This window comes from Streptococcus mitis (assembly GCF_023109235.1).
GTDB classification, from domain to species: Bacteria; Bacillota; Bacilli; order Lactobacillales; family Streptococcaceae; genus Streptococcus; species Streptococcus mitis_DA.
This window is the reverse complement of record NZ_JALDUC010000005.1, coordinates 73,715-90,460: the sequence shown is the minus strand read 5'-3', so window position 1 is coordinate 90,460 and position 16,746 is coordinate 73,715. Positions and strand designations below refer to the sequence as shown.

Here is a 16,746-nt window from a genome sequence, read left to right as displayed (position 1 = left end):
ATGAAAATCACACTTATACCTGAACGTTGCATCGCCTGTGGGCTTTGCCAAACTTATTCTGAATTATTTGATTACCACGATAATGGAATCGTGCGTTTTTACGATGACCCTGACCAACTAGAAAAAGAAATCTCTCCTAGTCAGGACGTCATAGAAGCTGTTAGAAACTGTCCGACACGTGCCTTGATTAAAGATTAACTCTAATATCGACAAGAACGTTCCACTCCTTCTAGTTTAGCATATTTCCATGCAAAATTATAGTCTTTTCTCTTTATTTTTTTCTGTAAAATCAGGAAGGTCACTTTTTTCTTTGACGAGATAAAGTGGTCTTTTTTTAGTCTCTAGATAAATCTTACTGATATACTTGCCGAGAATCCCAATGGTCAAGAGTTGAATGCCTCCAAGAAAGAGAATAACAGCCATCAGAGAGGTCCAACCTGATGTCGGATTGCCCAAAATGAGGGTTCGAACCACGACAAAAAAGGTCATAAGCAGAGAAATAAAACAAGATAGGAGACCAGCTACGAAGGCTATAATCAGGGGAAAATCTGAAAAATTAACAATCCCTTCAATGGAGTAGAAAAAAAGTTGCCTAAAACTCCAACTGGTCTTGCCGGCCTGCCTTTCGACATTTGGATAGTCCAGATAGTGGGTTTTAAAACCGACCCAGGCAAAGAGTCCCTTAGAAAAACGGTTGGACTCCGTCAAGCTTAAAATGGCATCGACCACAGACCTTCTCATCATGCGAAAATCACGGACACCTGACGGCAGGGCTACTGGACTAATTTTTTGCATAAGGCGGTAAAAGAGATTAGCACAAAAACTGCGAAAGAAGGGTTCTCCCTCCCGACTAGTTCTCCTTGTTCCAACACAGTCCAAGTCTGTATTCTGGTCTAGTAAGGCTTTCATCTCAAGCAACATACTAGGAGGATCTTGGAGGTCTGCATCCATCACCACCACCAAATCCCCTGTCGCATATTGTAAGCCTGCATACAGAGCTGCTTCTTTGCCAAAATTTCGTGAGAATGAGACATAACGTACCGCAGGATTTTGCTCCCGATAGGTCTTCAAAAGCTCCAAGGTCCCATCGCTTGATCCATCGTCGACAAAGACATACTCGATTTCTGTTTCCAAATCTGGAAGTAAAGCTTCCAAAGCCTGATAAAAAAGAGGAAGTACTTCCTCTTCGTTTAAACAGGGGACAATGATTGACATCACCATCTTAGTCTTCAAATCCATTTGGATGCTTACTTTGCCAACGCCATGCGTCTTCACACATTTGAGTGATGCCTAATTCTGCTTCCCAGCCCAGTTCTGCTTTGGCTTTTGCAGGATCTGAATAGCAGGCTGCGATATCACCTGGTCGGCGGTCTATGATGCGGTAAGGAATTGGGCGCCCCACTGCTTTTTCCATGTTTTGGATAATTTCAAGAACAGAATAGCCTTTCCCTGTTCCAAGGTTATAAACGTTTAGACCTGAACCTTTTTGGATTTTTCTCAGAGCTGCAACGTGACCTTTAGCCAAATCGACAACGTGGATATAGTCACGAACACCAGTTCCGTCTTCCGTATCGTAATCGTCTCCAAACACTTGCACTTGCTCTAATTTTCCAACGGCTACTTGAGTCACATATGGCAAGAGATTGTTTGGAATACCATTTGGATTTTCTCCTAGGTCTCCACTTTCATGGGCTCCGATTGGGTTAAAGTAACGAAGTAAGACCACATTCCATTCTGAGTCTGCCTTGTAGATATCTGTCAAAATTTCCTCTAACATGAGTTTAGTGCGGCCATATGGATTGGTCACTGAAAGTGGGAAATCTTCCAAGATTGGCACTGTATGAGGATCTCCGTAAACTGTCGCAGAAGAACTGAAAATGATGTTTTTACAGTTGTTTTCTTCCATGGCTTTCAAAAGGCTGACAGTTCCTGCGATATTGTTGTCATAGTAGGCAAGAGGGATACGTGTTGATTCGCCGACAGCCTTCAAGCCAGCAAAGTGAATGACACCAGTTGGTTCTTCTTGTTTGAAAATGTCACGAAGAGTATCTGTATCACGGATATCTGCCTCATAGAAAGGCACTTCAACTCCTGTAATTCTCTCAACAACTTCTAAACTTTTTCTGTTACTATTAACAAGGTTATCCACCACAACAACTTGATGACCTGCTTGGATTAACTCAATAACAGTGTGGGTTCCGATAAAACCTGCTCCACCCGTTACCAAAATCTTTTCTTGCATCTTCTTTCCTCGATTCTCGGATTATTTTTTCTTATTTTACCATTTTTGATAGGGAATGTCATTTGCCATCCTAGAGGGGAGGCTAAAATTTAAGTAAAATGCTTATACTCTTCGAAAATCTCTTCAAACCACGTCAGCCTTGCTTTGCTGTAGGTAGGGTTACTGACTTCGTCAGTTCGATCCACAACCTCAAAACAGTGTTTTGAGCTGACTTCATCAGTTCTATCCACAACCTCAAAGCAGTGCTTTGAGCAGCCCGTGGCTAGTTTCCTAGTTTGTTCTTTGATTTTCATTGAGTATTATTCGCTTTTTACTCGTTTGACATAGTTTTCAATTGGGTAGTTTAGAGGGTCCAAGGTCAACTCCTTGCCTTGAATCAGTTGAGCTAGATGGTAGCCAATGATAGGACCCGTTGTGAGGCCTGATGAACCTAGTCCACTGGCAGCATAGACACCTGACAATTCTGGAACCTCTCCAAAGAAAGGAGAGAAATCACTGGTATAGGCACGGATTCCCACACGTTCACCAGATGATTTCGCTTCTGCCAAGGTTGGGTAGTGAGGCAAGGCTGCCTCCTCCATTTTCTGGAGTAAAGTTTCATCTACCGTCAAATCAAATCCCATGTCATTTTCATGAGTAGCACCTAAGGACAATTTCCCACCTGCAAAAGGAATCAAATCCCACTCCCCTTCTGGCATAACAACAGGGTAAGCTTCCATGTCTTGGGCCAGCTGATAATCTCGGAGTTGCCCCTTTTGGGGACGAACATCTACTTCATAACCTAAAGGCTCTAACAGATGTCCCAACCAAGCTCCCGTCGCCAAAATAACCTGATCAAACACCTCTTCGTCAATCTGGTAACCCGATGTTAAAGGTGTCAGACTCACTTTTTCTTTGACCAGCTTGACCTGACTGGCTTCTAGCAAACGAGTCACCAAGAGTTGACCATCTACTCTCGCTCCACCAGAAGCATAGAGCAGACGGTCAAATCCCTGCAAACCAGGGAATAATTCGTTAGCTGATGCTTGGTCCAGAATGGCTAACCGGCCTATCAAAGGAGATTCTTCTCTACGCTGGAGGGCTAGTTGATAGAGTTCTTCCAACTTAGTTTTATCCTTTTTCAGGAGAAAGACTCCCGAACGCTGGTAAAAGTCAATTTCTTTCCCTGACTTCACTAAATCAGCCAACAAATCCACATAAAAGTCAGCCCCCAAGCGCGCCATTTTGTACCAGGCTTTATTGCGACGTTTGGAAAACCAAGGACTGATAATTCCCGCTGCGGCCTTGGTAGCTTGACCTTGTCCATGGTCAAAAACGGTCACCTCTAGGTCACTTTCTTTCGAGAGGTAGTAGGCAGCTGTTGCTCCCACAATCCCTGCTCCGATAATGGCAACTTTTTTCATTGTCTTCACTTTCTAACTAGATATGGTGGAAAGGATTGGTCGATGCTTGACTAGGTACAATATCGATTGTCCAGCCTTTTTCCTCTTTCCATTGAGTAAGGAGTGCAGAAATTTTTTCCACAAAAAGCACTTCAATATAGTGACCTGGGTCCAATGCCAGTAACCCATCAGACAACATATCCTGGGCAGTGTGGTAGTAAATATCACCAGTGATATAAACATCTGCCCCCTTTGCCAAAGCATCCTTATAGAAAGACTGCCCGCTACCACCACAGATGGCCACTCTTGAAATAGGCTTCTGCAAATCTCTCTCTTGATAATGCACCAATCGAAGGCTATCTAAACCAAAGACTTGCTTGACATGCTGGGCCAATTCCCCAAATGTCTGAGGCTGAACATTCCCAATACGTCCAATTCCACGTTCAGGACCTGTCTCCTGCAGATAGGTCGTTTCCTCGATACCTAGCATCTGACAGAACCAATCATTGAGACCATTTTCAACGATATCAATATTGGTATGGCTGACATAAACTGCAATGTTATGCTTGATGAGGTCGATGTAAATCTGATTTTGCGGACGGCTAGATACCAAGTCCTTGATAGGACGGAAAATCGGCGCGTGCTTGGCAATAATCAAGTCCACACCCTTTTCAATGGCTTCAGCCACCGTTTCTTCACGAATATCGAGAGCCACCATGACCCTTTGGATATCCTTGTCCAAAGTGCCAATTTGCAGACCACGACTGTCTCCCTCCATGGAAAATTCCTGAGGACAAAAAGCTTCATACACGTTAATCACTTCACTTGCTAACATGGAGCACCTCCTTGATGGCTTGAATTTTATCTACTAGAACTTGACGTTCTTCCAAATTTTTTTCAGGGATTTGTCCAAGGGCGAACTCTAGCTTAGCAGCTTCTTTTTGCCATTTTTGGACAAAGACTGGACTGATCTCTTTGGACAAGAAAGGTCCAAAGCGAACATCACTGGCTGATAGCTTCATTTGTCCTGCTTCCACCACCAAAATCTCGTAAAACTTGCCAGCTTCTTCTAAGATGCTTTCAGCTACAATCTGAAATCCGTTCTCTTGTAGCCAGATACGCAAGTCGTCTTCACGATTATTGGGCTGAAGGATCAATCGTTCTACATTAGCTAACTTGTCCAAGCCTTCTTCTAAAATCCTAGCAATCAAACGACCACCCATACCAGCAATGGTAATGACAGACACTTGGTCTGACTCTTCAAATGCTGCCAAGCCATTGGCTAAACGAACCTGGATTTTCTCCTTTAGGCTGTGAGCCTCAACATTTTTGACTGCAGATTGGTAGGGACCTTCCACCACCTCACCTGCAATGGCACTTTCGATTTTTCCTCTTTCGACCAAGTCGATAGGCAGATAAGCATGGTCACTTCCCACATCTAGTAAAATAGCTCCCTGTGGCACAAAGGAAGCCACTAATTCTAATCTCTTTGAAATCATTTTCTCTCACTTTCCAAAACTCTATTACCTCTTATTATACCACATTTCAGCTGGCAATCTTGTACCTAAAAAGACCGCAATCCACAGATTGCAGCCTTTCTTTATTTTCTGGCTTGATAGCGACTAGTCAGGATGAAAATCACGGTAAAGACCAACATCATGACACCATAAACAGGTAATGTTTGTCCTGTTAAGGTTGAAATTTCAAGCAGTTTTTGAATTCTTGGGAAGAGAGCTGTGGCTAGGAAGCCTCCTACTGACCAAACAATCAGGAGGACACGCCATAGGGTAAATGGCATGCAGGCTCTAAATACAGATAAGAAACCAATTGACCCCAAGAGATAATAGAGTAGAGTTGAAATTTCTAACTCAGACCAACCTTGGCTACTTCCAAATATTTTCACAAAAAGAACGCTGAACACAACCATGAGAGCACTTGGTAGAGCACGAAGCATGGATCTTCTGAGGAAGTTTGGCTCAACAGGTTTGATATTTCGCTCAAAAGTCAGAACGAATGGTGGGAACCCTTCCACGAACTGGTCAATCATGGTAATCTGGATCGGAATGAAGGGGAAAATCAAAATCCACTCAGACCGACCTAGTAAAGCACTGGCAATACAGATAACTGCGAGCAAGAAAGAATAGATGGTCTTTATCAAGAAAATCGGTGCAATGTGGGCAATGTTATTCACCACACGACGACCTTCAAAGAGAATCTCAGGAACATCATTAAAGTCAGAGTTCAAGAGAACCAGATTGGCAATCTGACGAGTCGCAGGATCTCCCTCCGCCATTACGATGGAACAATCCGCCTCACGAAGGGCCAGAATATCATTAACCCCGTCCCCTGTCATAGCCGTTGTATGACCCGCTTTTTTCAGCGTTTGGATGATGAGTTTCTTTTGATGAGGGGAAACACGTCCGAAAATAGCTGTCTCCTCCGCCATAGCAACCAATTCCTCATCCGTGATTTTTGAACAATCGACATAGCTGTTATAGTCCGCAAAACCAGCCTTCTGGGCAATGCTGGATACCGTAACTGGATTGTCCCCAGAGATAATCTTGAGGCCCACTTCCTGAGAACGGAGATAGTCCAGCGTCTCTTCTGCTCCCTCTCGAATGGGATCCAATATTTCCAGCAAGGCTAGAGCCTGAATATCAGATGGTTTCTGTGGTTTGTGATGGTCTAATTTCTCCTGACTGAGGGCTAAGACCAAGACACGTGAACCTCTCTCCAAGGCCTCTCTGGCTTCTGGGACTTCGTTTTCCAGCAACATCTCAGGCGCACCTAGGAAAACTGTCCCCAGACCTTCCAATTCCATAGCACCCCACTTGCGGTCGCTTGAGAAAGGCAGATTAGAGATCATAGGATAGACTACCTGACCTTGGAAACGCTGGCGAATGGCTTGAGCTGTTGGATTTTTATCCTCACTATGAGCCATATAGCTGGCCAAGATGCTAGCAAGCGCTGACTCTCCATACTCTTCGGTCAAAGGAAGAACAGCCTCCACCTGCATCTTTCCTTGGGTGATGGTGCCCGTCTTGTCCAAACAGAGCATATCCACGCGTGCCAAGGTCTCAACAGAGTACATCTCCTGCACCAAGACCTTTTTCAAGCCCAGCTTAATAACCGCAGTCAAAAGCGAAGTGATGGTCAAAAGGGCGATTCCCTTGGGCAACATCCCCAAAAGGGCTGTCGATGAATTTACAACAGATGACTTAAGAGGCAGGCCTTTTAAAAGCAAGGCTTCTAGCAAGAGAGCTAGACCAAAAGGAATGATAATCTTCCCAGTAAAACCAGCTAACCTGTCCAGCGATTTCATGATACGTGAGTTGATCGGTTTAACGGTCTTGGCTTCCAGCATGAGTTTAGCAGCATAGTTGTCTGCCCCGACATGGTGGACTTGAGCCAAAACTGACCCACTGGCTAGGAAACTTCCAGACAAAAGCAAGGCGTCAACTTCCTTTTGCACCAAATCACTCTCACCGGTCAACATGGCTTCATTGACTTCCGCAAAACCTTCTAGAACCAAGGCATCACTAGGAATCTGCTCCCCAGCAGACAAACGAATGACGTCTCCTAAAACCAATTCTTCAGGATTCAGAGCTACTTCCTGGCCATCACGAATGGTTTTAACCTTTTCCTTAGTCATGAGATTGAGCTTGTCCACCATGTGTTTGGCCCGCAGCTCAGTCACAATCCCAGAAAAAGCGTTAAAGCAGATAACGGCAAAGAAGACCAGATTGCTCCAAGCCTGCACAAAGGCTAGTGCCAAAGCAATGGCAAAGTTCAAAGCATTAAAAAGGGTAAAGACATTTCGTTTAACGATTTGCCAAGTGCTTGTACTAGCCGATGCGGTAAAATCATTGACCAAGCCCTTAGTCTGTCTTTCCTCGACTTCTCTTTGGGTTAATCCCATAATCTTATTTTTATCCATGAATTCTATCATATCATTTTTTCTAAAAGAATTCTAATCTCATCCCAAATACGAACCTAGTCAAGGGAAAAGTTTGCCAGCCCTCCTTTGATAAGGTATAATAATAACAAGAAAATAATCGAAGGAGATCGCATGTTTTATACTTATTTACGTGGATTGGTTGTATTGCTCCTATGGTCCATCAATGGCAATGCCCATTATCATAATACTGATAAAATTCCTAATCAAGATGAAAATTATATTTTGGTTGCACCTCACCGCACCTGGTGGGATCCAGTTTATATGGCCTTTGCGACCAAACCAAAACAATTTATCTTTATGGCCAAAAAAGAGCTCTTTACCAACCGTATCTTTGGCTGGTGGATTCGTATGTGTGGTGCCTTTCCTATCGACCGTGAAAATCCTAGCGCCTCAGCCATCAAATATCCTATCAATGTTCTCAAAAAAAGTGACCGCTCTCTCATCATGTTTCCAAGTGGAAGCCGACACTCAAACGATGTCAAGGGTGGCGTAGCTCTGATTGCCAAAATGGCCAAGGTCCGTATCATGCCGGTTACCTACACAGGTCCTATGACTTTGAAGGGCTTGGTTAGCCGTGAACGTGTCGATATGAACTTTGGAAATCCAATTGATATCTCAGATATCAAGAAAATGAATGATGAAGGCATTGAAACAGTCGCCAATCGAATCCAAGCAGAATTCCAACGTTTGGACGAAGAAACCAAACAATGGCACAATAATAAAAAACCGAACCCACTCTGGTGGTTTATCCGCATCCCTGCCCTCATCCTTGCCATTATCCTCGCTATCCTAACCATCATCTTTAGCTTTATCGCAAGCTTCGTCTGGAATCCAGATAAGAAAAGAGAGGCTCTTGGTTAAAAAATACAACAATCCCTTGGCAAAAGCCAAGGGATAATTCTTTTATTTGATTTTCCATTTTTGGGCCAACCAGCTAGAAAAGGCTAAAAATCGCTCAGCCACTTGCTCATGATGCCCATAGAGGTCAAAGACAAACTGGCCATTCGGATAGCATTTCTGAAGACTGGTATGGATCTGTTCAGCATATACCGGTGCTTGAACCAAACGATTGCTATGATTGGCTCCTTCTGTTTGCCCATTCTGTAAATACAGCAAACAGTCCAAATTTTTCACCTTTTCTTCCCTACAGTAAGTCACAAAATCAGGATACCAAAAGGAACCACAGATGGAGAAGACACAGGAAACCTTGTCAAAGCTGAAAAGACTGTAGACTGCCGCCAAACCACCTAGTGAATACCCTCCATAAGCAAGGCGAGTTTCGTCCAGGCGATAAAGCGACTGCAACTTATCTAAAAGATCTCCAAATAAATGATCATGATAGGCAGTTGCCTGACCGCCAAAATCTTGAGCTCCATCTCTCAGAGCAGATGTCTTCCAGGGCGTGTAGTCGTCTAGGCGATTTTTAGAAGTCAAGCCCACTAAAATCACAGATTCTGAAAGGGACGATAGAAAATCCAAGTTTCCATCATTCAATAAAATAGCCGGATAGGTTTGATTGGGGTCGTAGTTAGAAGGAAGGCTGATTTTGACTTGAATTCCTTCCCAATCAAACTCATTATTTATTGATAAAGTCATTGATTTTCTCAAGGGAATCAATCACTGCTGGACCATAGTCCATCAATTCATCGTAAGAGATGGTCATGATTTTTTGATTCTTAATAGCAGGAACGCTTTCCAAAACAGCATTTGCCTTCATCAACTCTACTGCTTTTTCATCCAATTTTTTATTGCGGTCGCTGGTTACATAGATAATCAATTCAGGATCCATTGACACGAGATTTTCCAAGGTCAAGCCTGATGTTCCCGTTGCAACGTTTGTATAACCAAGTTGGTTCAGCAAACTTTCTTGCAAAGCAGACTTGTAGGCACCGAAGGTTTCATCATTATAAGCAACCATAATCAAAGCCTTTTTCTTTTCACCTTGGCTTGCTGGATTTGCTTTCTTAACAGCATCAATTTTAGTTTGTAATTGTGCTGCGTATTCATTAGCCTTGTCCTGAACATTAAAAATCATTCCAAGATTTTTGACATCTTCTACGATATTCCCCAAATCTTGCTGAATTGTTGAGAGAGAAGCTTTTTGTGTATAAACTGGGATTTTATTTTCATTCCAAGTGCTAACTGTCCCCAAGGATTTTTCAGAAAACATCATGTTTCGACCCATCACAGCGTCCGGCTCATAAGAAAGGACTGTCTCTTGTGAGACTGTTTTTTTATCCCCAATTTGAGGAATCGTTGCAATCGCGTCCTTGTATTTGTCCGTCACAGCATTATCAGGGTTGAGCATGCCAACAATTTTATCCTTCAACCCCAACTCCAATAAGATTTCAGTGGTTGAAAGATTGTTGGTAATAACTTTTTCAGGTGCCTTGTCAAAAACTTGTTCGACTTCATTTCCCTTAGCATCATAAGTTTTGATAGTTAGCGGATAAGTCGTCTCTGCGTTAGCCTTTTGACTTGTCTCTGTGCTAGATTGTGTGGTAGCTTTTTCTGTAGTAGTATTGCCACAAGCTGCCATGGTTAGGGTAGCTACTGTTACGAGTAAAATGCTTAGTGTTTTTTTCATCTTGTTTTCCTTTTCATTCTTATAAATAGTGAATCATGGCTTGCTGGTCCTCGGTCCAAGTAACCTGACTTTGAACTCCATATACAGTTTGCAATGACTCAGGGGTGATGGTCTCCTTTGGAGTCCCTTGGTAAAGGATTTCTCCCTCTTTCATCAGATAGAGATAATCCGAATAGCGACAAGCAAGTTGAATATCATGCAGGACAGCTAGAACATTGACCTTGAGATTTTTCACAATGGCCAACAAGTCTAGCTGATACTTGATATCCAGGTGATTGGTTGGTTCGTCTAGGAGTAAGAGAGTCGGTTCTTGCGCCAAGGCGCGGGCTAATAAGACTCGTTGTTTCTCCCCCCCTGACAGAGAAGAATAGAGACGAGTTTTCTTCTCAAGCATATCCACCTTAACGAGAGCATCTTGAACGAGGGCATAATCCCTTTCATTTTCCTTCTCTAAAAAAGAGAGGTGGGGAGTTCTTCCCAGCAAGACGATTTCTTCAACTGTACAATCAAACTGCAGTTGGTTAAACTGGGTCACAACTGCCATTTGCTTGGCTGTTTCTTTGAGCGTCCATTGTTCCAGAGACTTTCCATCTAGGCTTATCAAGCCTTTGTCCGCCTTTTCCTGACGATAGAGGAGTTTAAGTAGACTGGTTTTTCCGCTTCCATTTGGTCCTAGTATCGTGTGAAATTGATGCCCCTCAACCTTAAGAGAGACTCCTTTGAGGATTTTTTTCTCTCCTAGTCCAAAATGGATATCCTGACAAATCAAGTCCATATCAGACCCTCACCTCCCTTCGCCTACCTCCAACAATGTAGATAAAGAAGGGGGCACCTACTAAGGCTGTGAAAATACCAATAGGAAGCTCTGCGTTTGGAATGATGATACGAGAGAGTACGTCTGCCCAAATGACAAAGAGGGCACCCAGCAAGGTTGCAACAGGAAAAAGCCTCTTGTAACTCGTTCCTACTAACCCTCGAGCTAAATGTGGAGTAATCAGACCGACAAATCCAATAATCCCACAGGTTGCCACTAATACTGCTGTCAGCACAGCCACCATGGTCACATAAAGATACCAATAAAAGCGTAAGGGAATCCCCAAAGTTAAAGCAGCCTCATCTCCCATCATCATCGCATTGAAAACACGATACTGAGTAGAGAAAAATAGAAAGGCTATTCCTACTACTATAGTTGGCAGGACCAAGTCTGCCCAGGAAGTCCCAGCGAGCGAACCCATGGTCCAAAACTTAATGGTCATCACACTATCCGCATTAGCGCCAACTGAGATAATAAAGTTTGAAAAAGCCAGAAAGAGAGCGTTGACCACCGTTCCCGATAAGATTAGACTAGAAGTCGTCATCCTTCCCTGCATAGAGGCAATGATGAGGACAGCAATTGTTGCCAAGATAGCTCCAAGAAAAGCTCCAAGGCTAATCATCACTTTTAAACCAAGAATGATGCTCAAGGTTGCCCCTAGAGTTGCACCAGCAGAGATGCCTAAGACATAAGGCTCTGCGATGGGATTGTTCACTGTAGACTGCATCACGCTACCACACATAGAAAGGCCTGCTCCTACTATCAGACCTAACAATACTCGGGGGAATCTCATGTTCCATACAATGGCAAGAGTAGACTTGGAAACCTCTCCTATCTCAAGAGGAAATCCTAACCTACTCAAAATAATCCGATAGGTATCTCCTAGATCAATCGCAACAGATCCCATTGAAACTGCTAGAAAGAGAGAAATCCCTAAAATACCTAGCAAAATAACTAAAAGTAACACAAATTGCTGGTCTTGTCGGCTTCCAGAAAATTTGGAAAGCATGCAAACCTCCTTTGATAGAATCTTAAAAATTTAGAAAATTCTCATGAAAAGTATACCATATTTTCAACAATGGAACAAGATGAGAAAAATAAATATAGTTGGTCATACAGTGCTAATAATCGTAACCGAAGATTATACTTGAGTATATCGAGGTAAAGTGACAACATAAAAAGCCCTCTAAAATTAGAGAGCTGATTTGAGATTGGGATAAAATCCTAGTGAAAAAAATCTACACGATCAGAAAAGTCTCTATCGTGCCATTTTCATACATGATGTATAGTCCAAGTACAATGAATACTAAGGGCACAATGATTCGCTCGTATTTTTCAATTGTCTCGAATATTAACGGAATAGAGGATAACACCCGACTAATCTCGCATAAGATAATTATGCCGATTACAAACACAAGCAACGCCACGAGGGTCTGTGACCAATCTAACGAAGCAAAATAAGGTATATAGATACCTAAATTATCTCCGCCAGACGCAATTGTTAGCAATGTAACTGTCCAAAACAGTTGATTTGCCTTGCTTTGTTCTAATCTTTCAATAATTTCTTCCTCTTCTTCCTCTTCTTCCTCACCTTCTCCAACAATTGCAAAGCGAATCCCTAAATAGATAGGGATTAAACCAAGCAATCCAATCATCCATTCTTCAGGCACGAAATTAACGACATAAGCAGCAACTAAACTCGCACCTACAAGTAAGCCTGTGCCTAGATATTGCCCCGCATAAATATGCCATTTTTGTTTATTCTGTGATAGCTGTGCAAATAAAATAAATAAAATAATTAAATAATCGATACTGGTGGAAATATAAACACCAATAGCAGATATAATTGTCTGTCCCATAAAAAACCTCCTGTATTGGTCAGTAATAAATCAGCAGATTTTAGGAGAGCACAGACACATTAATTTAGCTATCGCTAGTGGGTAATGTCGAACATAGGAAAGCATTTTACTCCTCCTCAAAACGTAGTTACAAAGTAATTTCTAACTGGAATTCGGTGACTACTTCCATGTAAAGTATAACATACTATACTTTACTTCGTAAAGTGTGGGCTCTCCGAAGGGGCTTGCAGACAGCTACTCGGCTTTTCAAGCCGAGTAGCTACGCACCCTTATGGTGTAATTAGCTGATACCATTTGAGGTTTTTGTAGTCTCCAAAATTGTGACCGATAAAACACACAATCCGCTATTAAGGTGGGTTACTCAGTTTTTGTAGTCTCCAAAATTGTGACCGATAAAACCTCAATAAAAAAGCCCTCTGAAGTCAGAGAGCTGATTTGAGACCGGGCTAAAATCCATACAAAAAAGCTACCCATTTTAGAGTAGCTTCATTATCAAGATATGCTCAATTGAACACGGCCTAAGCACTTGGCAAAAAAGATAAAATTTCCTAGAAACTGAAGTTTCTTCGTCAATTTTCCTATTTTTGCTTTGTGCTTTTGACGGCCTTTGTATCTTGAATTAGCGACGAAGTCCTAGAGAGTTGATCAACTCACGGTAACGGTTAACGTCGTTTTTACGCAAGTATGCAAGCAAGTTACGACGGCGACCGATTTTTTTCATCAATCCACGGTAAGTAGCGTGGTCTTTTTTGTGTTGTTTGATGTGTTCGTTAAGGTGGTTGATTTCCCAAGTAAGGACAGCAACTTGAACCTCTACTGAACCTGTATCACCTTCGTGACGTGCATATTGTGCGATGATTTCATTTTTTTTCTCTTTTGAGATTGCCATGATGTTTCTCCTTTTTATTTGGCTTCATCCGAGTGACAGGTTGGCATGCCTGTAACCAAGAAGAAGTTATTTGTCTTTACGACAATCCCTATTCTACCAATAACTAACTTCTTTGTCAACAGATTTACTTTCTTGTTTTAAACATGCTATAATAATTATAGCAAGAGATCTAAGTTATCTGTTTTTAAACGAGGTAATTGTCATGCCTAGATTCTATTCCCATCTCCCCTACTATCTGGTCATATTTTTCTTTTATTGGCCACTTTATCAGTTGTTATCACTAATTATTTCTGACCCCCTTACACTCAAGGGACTCTGTATAAACAATCTTCTCTTCTTTACACCTCTGGTAATCTTGATTATATCGCTACTCTATAGCTACCGTTTCCGTTTCTCACTTTGGTGGTTAATTGGTAACGGACTGCTCTTTTGCTTTACTATCATAACCTTCGGTGAATTTATCTGGTTTTACTTTTTAGCCTATGAAATCTTTGCTCTGGTGGGCATGGCTTCCGGTATTGGCATCAAGCATATTCTACAAAAAATGAAAAACAAAAAACTTTCACAAAATCCTTGAAAAATCTCACAATCATGCTATAATAATCCATAGAGACAAGTCACTTAGTCCCTTTCTACTAGAGAGTGCGTGGTTGCTGGAAACGCATAGAGAGCCTAAACTGATACTACTCTTGAGTTTTTTATGAAAACATAAAACGGCGGCCACGTTAGAGCCAATCAGAGGTGTCCCTCTTTTTTGAGGAACATAAATGAAGGTGGAACCACGTTGCGACGTCCTTTTGAGGATGTCGCTTTTTGTTTTTCTAGCTTTCAAAATCCTCTGTCCCTGTTTTCAGAATAGGGTTAACACATTCGTCAATAATATAAGTAAGGAGAACATCATGATTAACATTACTTTCCCAGATGGCGCTGTTCGTGAATTCGAATCCGGCGTTACAACTTTTGAAATTGCCCAATCTATCAGCAATTCCCTAGCTAAAAAAGCCTTGGCTGGTAAATTCAACGGCAAACTCATCGACACTACTCGTGCTATCACTGAAGATGGAAGCATCGAAATTGTGACACCTGATCACGAAGATGCCCTTCCAATCTTGCGTCACTCAGCTGCTCACTTGTTCGCCCAAGCAGCTCGTCGTCTTTTCCCAGACATTCACTTGGGAGTTGGTCCAGCCATCGAAGATGGTTTCTACTACGATACTGACAACACAGCTGGTCAAATCTCTAACGAAGACCTTCCTCGTATCGAAGAAGAAATGCAAAAAATCGTCAAAGAAAACTTCCCATCAATTCGTGAAGAAGTGACTAAAGACGAGGCACGTGAAATCTTCAAGAACGACCCTTACAAGTTGGAATTGATTGAAGAACACTCAGAAGACGAAGGTGGTTTGACTATCTATCGTCAAGGTGAGTATGTAGACCTTTGCCGTGGCCCACACGTCCCTTCAACAGGCCGCATCCAAATCTTCCACCTTCTCCATGTAGCAGGTGCTTACTGGCGTGGAAATAGCGACAACGCTATGATGCAACGTATCTACGGTACAGCTTGGTTTGACAAAAAAGACTTGAAAAACTACCTCCAAATGCGTGAAGAAGCTAAGGAACGTGATCACCGTAAACTTGGTAAAGAGCTTGATCTCTTCATGATTTCTCAAGAGGTTGGTCAAGGGCTTCCATTCTGGTTGCCAAATGGTGCGACTATTCGTCGTGAGTTGGAACGCTACATCGTTGACAAAGAGCTAGCTTCTGGCTACCAACACGTCTACACTCCACCACTTGCTTCTGTTGAACTTTACAAGACTTCTGGTCACTGGGATCATTATCAAGAAGACATGTTCCCAACTATGGATATGGGTGACGGGGAAGAATTTGTCCTTCGTCCAATGAACTGCCCACACCACATCCAAGTCTTCAAACATCATGTTCACTCATACCGTGAGTTGCCAATCCGTATCGCTGAAATCGGTATGATGCACCGCTACGAAAAATCTGGTTCCCTTACTGGTCTTCAACGTGTGCGTGAAATGTCTCTCAACGACGGTCACCTCTTCGTTACTCCAGAACAAATCCAAGAAGAATTCCAACGCGCCCTTCAATTGATAATCGATGTTTATGAAGACTTCAACTTGACTGAATACCGCTTCCGTCTCTCTCTTCGTGACCCTCAAGATACTCACAAGTACTTTGACAACGATGAGATGTGGGAAAATGCCCAAACCATGCTTCGTGCAGCTCTCGATGAAATGGGTGTTGACTACTTTGAAGCCGAAGGTGAAGCAGCCTTCTACGGACCAAAATTGGATATTCAAGTTAAGACCGCTCTTGGAAAAGAAGAAACTCTTTCTACTATCCAACTTGACTTCTTGCTTCCAGAACGCTTCGATCTCAAATATATCGGAGCTGATGGTGAAGAGCACCGTCCAGTTATGATCCACCGTGGAGTTATCTCAACTATGGAACGCTTCACAGCTATCTTGATTGAGAACTACAAGGGTGCCTTCCCAACATGGCTAGCACCTCACCAAGTAACCCTCATCCCAGTATCTAACGAAAAACACGTGGACTACGCTTGGGAAGTGGCGAAAAAACTCCGTGACCGCGGTGTCCGTGCAGACGTAGATGAGCGCAATGAAAAAATGCAGTTCAAGATCCGTGCTTCACAAACAAGCAAGATTCCTTACCAATTAATCGTTGGGGACAAGGAAATGGAAGACGGAACTGTTAACGTTCGTCGCTATGGCCAAAAAGAAACACAAACTGTCTCAGTTGATGACTTTGTTCAAGCTATCCTTGCTGATATCGCCAACAAATCACGCGTTGAGAAATAAGAGATAAAACCTGGGATAAAATCCTAGCTACCTAAAAAGCAACAACTATTTCAGCTGTTGCTTTTTATATTTTTACTCAATGAAAATCAAAAAGCAAACTAGGAAGCTAGCCGCAAGCTGTACTTGAGTACGGTAAGGCGACGCTGACGTGGTTTGAATTTGATTTTCGAAG

The 16,746-nt window shown here is 42.5% G+C and carries 17 protein-coding genes; 4 read left to right on the top strand and 13 right to left on the bottom strand.

Annotation, left to right across the window (positions count from 1 at the left end):
• Positions 1-198, top strand: a complete 198-nt coding sequence (locus M1F55_RS04400; RefSeq protein WP_024057475.1) for a ferredoxin — start codon at positions 1-3, stop codon at positions 196-198.
• Positions 199-255: 57 nt separating this feature from the next.
• Here the strand turns inward: M1F55_RS04400 and M1F55_RS04395 are convergent, their stop codons facing one another.
• From M1F55_RS04395 to M1F55_RS04365, 7 genes are all read right to left on the bottom strand, one after another.
• A complete protein-coding gene (locus M1F55_RS04395) occupies positions 256-1,221 on the bottom strand; it encodes a glycosyltransferase family 2 protein (RefSeq protein ID WP_282184712.1) in 966 nt (321 codons plus the stop codon).
• Between the two features lies 1 nt (position 1,222).
• Positions 1,223-2,242 carry a UDP-glucose 4-epimerase GalE gene (gene galE, locus M1F55_RS04390; protein WP_247947352.1) on the bottom strand — a complete coding sequence of 340 codons (1,020 nt, stop codon included), beginning with the start codon at positions 2,240-2,242 and terminating at the stop codon, positions 1,223-1,225.
• 89 nt (positions 2,243-2,331) lie between these two features.
• Positions 2,332-2,535 carry a hypothetical protein gene (locus M1F55_RS04385; protein WP_049502395.1) on the bottom strand — a complete coding sequence of 68 codons (204 nt, stop codon included), beginning with the start codon at positions 2,533-2,535 and terminating at the stop codon, positions 2,332-2,334.
• Positions 2,536-2,541: 6 nt separating this feature from the next.
• The gene (locus M1F55_RS04380; protein ID WP_229294626.1) at positions 2,542-3,645 is read right to left on the bottom strand and encodes an NAD(P)/FAD-dependent oxidoreductase; all 1,104 of its coding nucleotides are present in this window, start codon (positions 3,643-3,645) and stop codon (positions 2,542-2,544) included.
• Positions 3,646-3,661: 16 nt separating this feature from the next.
• Positions 3,662-4,459 (bottom strand): Nif3-like dinuclear metal center hexameric protein, encoded by a 798-nt coding sequence (locus M1F55_RS04375; protein ID WP_229294625.1) that lies wholly within the window; start codon positions 4,457-4,459, stop codon positions 3,662-3,664.
• Positions 4,446-5,123 (bottom strand): tRNA (adenine(22)-N(1))-methyltransferase, encoded by a 678-nt coding sequence (locus M1F55_RS04370; RefSeq protein ID WP_201058882.1) that lies wholly within the window; start codon positions 5,121-5,123, stop codon positions 4,446-4,448. Before M1F55_RS04370 ends, M1F55_RS04375 begins: the two co-directional genes overlap by 14 nt.
• A gap of 101 nt (positions 5,124-5,224) precedes the next feature.
• Positions 5,225-7,561 (bottom strand): cation-translocating P-type ATPase, encoded by a 2,337-nt coding sequence (locus M1F55_RS04365; RefSeq protein WP_247947351.1) that lies wholly within the window; start codon positions 7,559-7,561, stop codon positions 5,225-5,227.
• A gap of 132 nt (positions 7,562-7,693) precedes the next feature.
• On the opposite strand from M1F55_RS04365, the gene M1F55_RS04360 reads away from it, so the two are divergent.
• A complete protein-coding gene (locus M1F55_RS04360; protein WP_247939541.1) occupies positions 7,694-8,443 on the top strand; it encodes a lysophospholipid acyltransferase family protein in 750 nt (249 codons plus the stop codon).
• Positions 8,444-8,485: 42 nt separating this feature from the next.
• On the opposite strand, the gene M1F55_RS04355 is transcribed toward M1F55_RS04360, so the two are convergent.
• The 6 genes from M1F55_RS04355 to rpsO form a co-directional block, all read right to left on the bottom strand.
• Entirely contained in the window at positions 8,486-9,178 is a 693-nt protein-coding gene (locus M1F55_RS04355) for an alpha/beta hydrolase-fold protein (protein ID WP_084888676.1), read from the bottom strand.
• On the bottom strand, positions 9,159-10,169 hold the full coding sequence (locus M1F55_RS04350; protein ID WP_247947350.1) for an ABC transporter substrate-binding protein: 1,011 nt from the start codon (positions 10,167-10,169) through the stop codon (positions 9,159-9,161). Before M1F55_RS04350 ends, M1F55_RS04355 begins: the two co-directional genes overlap by 20 nt.
• 19 nt (positions 10,170-10,188) lie before the next feature.
• The gene (locus M1F55_RS04345; RefSeq protein ID WP_247947349.1) at positions 10,189-10,944 is read right to left on the bottom strand and encodes an ABC transporter ATP-binding protein; all 756 of its coding nucleotides are present in this window, start codon (positions 10,942-10,944) and stop codon (positions 10,189-10,191) included.
• A gap of 1 nt (position 10,945) precedes the next feature.
• Complete coding sequence (locus tag M1F55_RS04340; protein WP_004255644.1) at positions 10,946-11,992, bottom strand: FecCD family ABC transporter permease; 1,047 nt, start codon at positions 11,990-11,992, stop codon at positions 10,946-10,948.
• A 229-nt stretch (positions 11,993-12,221) separates the two neighbouring features.
• Positions 12,222-12,842 carry a CadD family cadmium resistance transporter gene (locus tag M1F55_RS04335; protein WP_247947348.1) on the bottom strand — a complete coding sequence of 207 codons (621 nt, stop codon included), beginning with the start codon at positions 12,840-12,842 and terminating at the stop codon, positions 12,222-12,224.
• 619 nt (positions 12,843-13,461) lie between these two features.
• Entirely contained in the window at positions 13,462-13,731 is a 270-nt protein-coding gene (gene rpsO / locus M1F55_RS04330; RefSeq protein WP_001018251.1) for a 30S ribosomal protein S15, read from the bottom strand.
• A 202-nt stretch (positions 13,732-13,933) separates the two neighbouring features.
• Here rpsO and M1F55_RS04325 point away from each other — a divergent pair, with 202 nt between their 5' ends.
• Both M1F55_RS04325 and thrS read left to right on the top strand, forming a co-directional pair.
• Positions 13,934-14,308 (top strand): hypothetical protein, encoded by a 375-nt coding sequence (locus M1F55_RS04325; RefSeq protein ID WP_247947347.1) that lies wholly within the window; start codon positions 13,934-13,936, stop codon positions 14,306-14,308.
• Between the two features lie 322 nt (positions 14,309-14,630).
• Positions 14,631-16,574 (top strand): threonine--tRNA ligase, encoded by a 1,944-nt coding sequence (thrS, locus tag M1F55_RS04320; RefSeq protein WP_023945494.1) that lies wholly within the window; start codon positions 14,631-14,633, stop codon positions 16,572-16,574.
• Positions 16,575-16,746: the final 172 nt, after the last annotated feature.

Coding starts and splice junctions, on each gene's coding strand:
- M1F55_RS04400 (WP_024057475.1), top strand. CDS start 1: ATGAAAATCACACTTATACCTGAACGTTGCATCGCCTGTGGGCTTTGC.
- M1F55_RS04395 (WP_282184712.1), bottom strand. CDS start 1,221: ATGGTGATGTCAATCATTGTCCCCTGTTTAAACGAAGAGGAAGTACTT.
- galE (WP_247947352.1), bottom strand. CDS start 2,242: ATGCAAGAAAAGATTTTGGTAACGGGTGGAGCAGGTTTTATCGGAACC.
- M1F55_RS04385 (WP_049502395.1), bottom strand. CDS start 2,535: ATGAAAATCAAAGAACAAACTAGGAAACTAGCCACGGGCTGCTCAAAG.
- M1F55_RS04380 (WP_229294626.1), bottom strand. CDS start 3,645: ATGAAAAAAGTTGCCATTATCGGAGCAGGGATTGTGGGAGCAACAGCT.
- M1F55_RS04375 (WP_229294625.1), bottom strand. CDS start 4,459: ATGTTAGCAAGTGAAGTGATTAACGTGTATGAAGCTTTTTGTCCTCAG.
- M1F55_RS04370 (WP_201058882.1), bottom strand. CDS start 5,123: ATGATTTCAAAGAGATTAGAATTAGTGGCTTCCTTTGTGCCACAGGGA.
- M1F55_RS04365 (WP_247947351.1), bottom strand. CDS start 7,561: ATGGATAAAAATAAGATTATGGGATTAACCCAAAGAGAAGTCGAGGAA.
- M1F55_RS04360 (WP_247939541.1), top strand. CDS start 7,694: ATGTTTTATACTTATTTACGTGGATTGGTTGTATTGCTCCTATGGTCC.
- M1F55_RS04355 (WP_084888676.1), bottom strand. CDS start 9,178: ATGACTTTATCAATAAATAATGAGTTTGATTGGGAAGGAATTCAAGTC.
- M1F55_RS04350 (WP_247947350.1), bottom strand. CDS start 10,169: ATGAAAAAAACACTAAGCATTTTACTCGTAACAGTAGCTACCCTAACC.
- M1F55_RS04345 (WP_247947349.1), bottom strand. CDS start 10,944: ATGGACTTGATTTGTCAGGATATCCATTTTGGACTAGGAGAGAAAAAA.
- M1F55_RS04340 (WP_004255644.1), bottom strand. CDS start 11,992: ATGCTTTCCAAATTTTCTGGAAGCCGACAAGACCAGCAATTTGTGTTA.
- M1F55_RS04335 (WP_247947348.1), bottom strand. CDS start 12,842: ATGGGACAGACAATTATATCTGCTATTGGTGTTTATATTTCCACCAGT.
- rpsO (WP_001018251.1), bottom strand. CDS start 13,731: ATGGCAATCTCAAAAGAGAAAAAAAATGAAATCATCGCACAATATGCA.
- M1F55_RS04325 (WP_247947347.1), top strand. CDS start 13,934: ATGCCTAGATTCTATTCCCATCTCCCCTACTATCTGGTCATATTTTTC.
- thrS (WP_023945494.1), top strand. CDS start 14,631: ATGATTAACATTACTTTCCCAGATGGCGCTGTTCGTGAATTCGAATCC.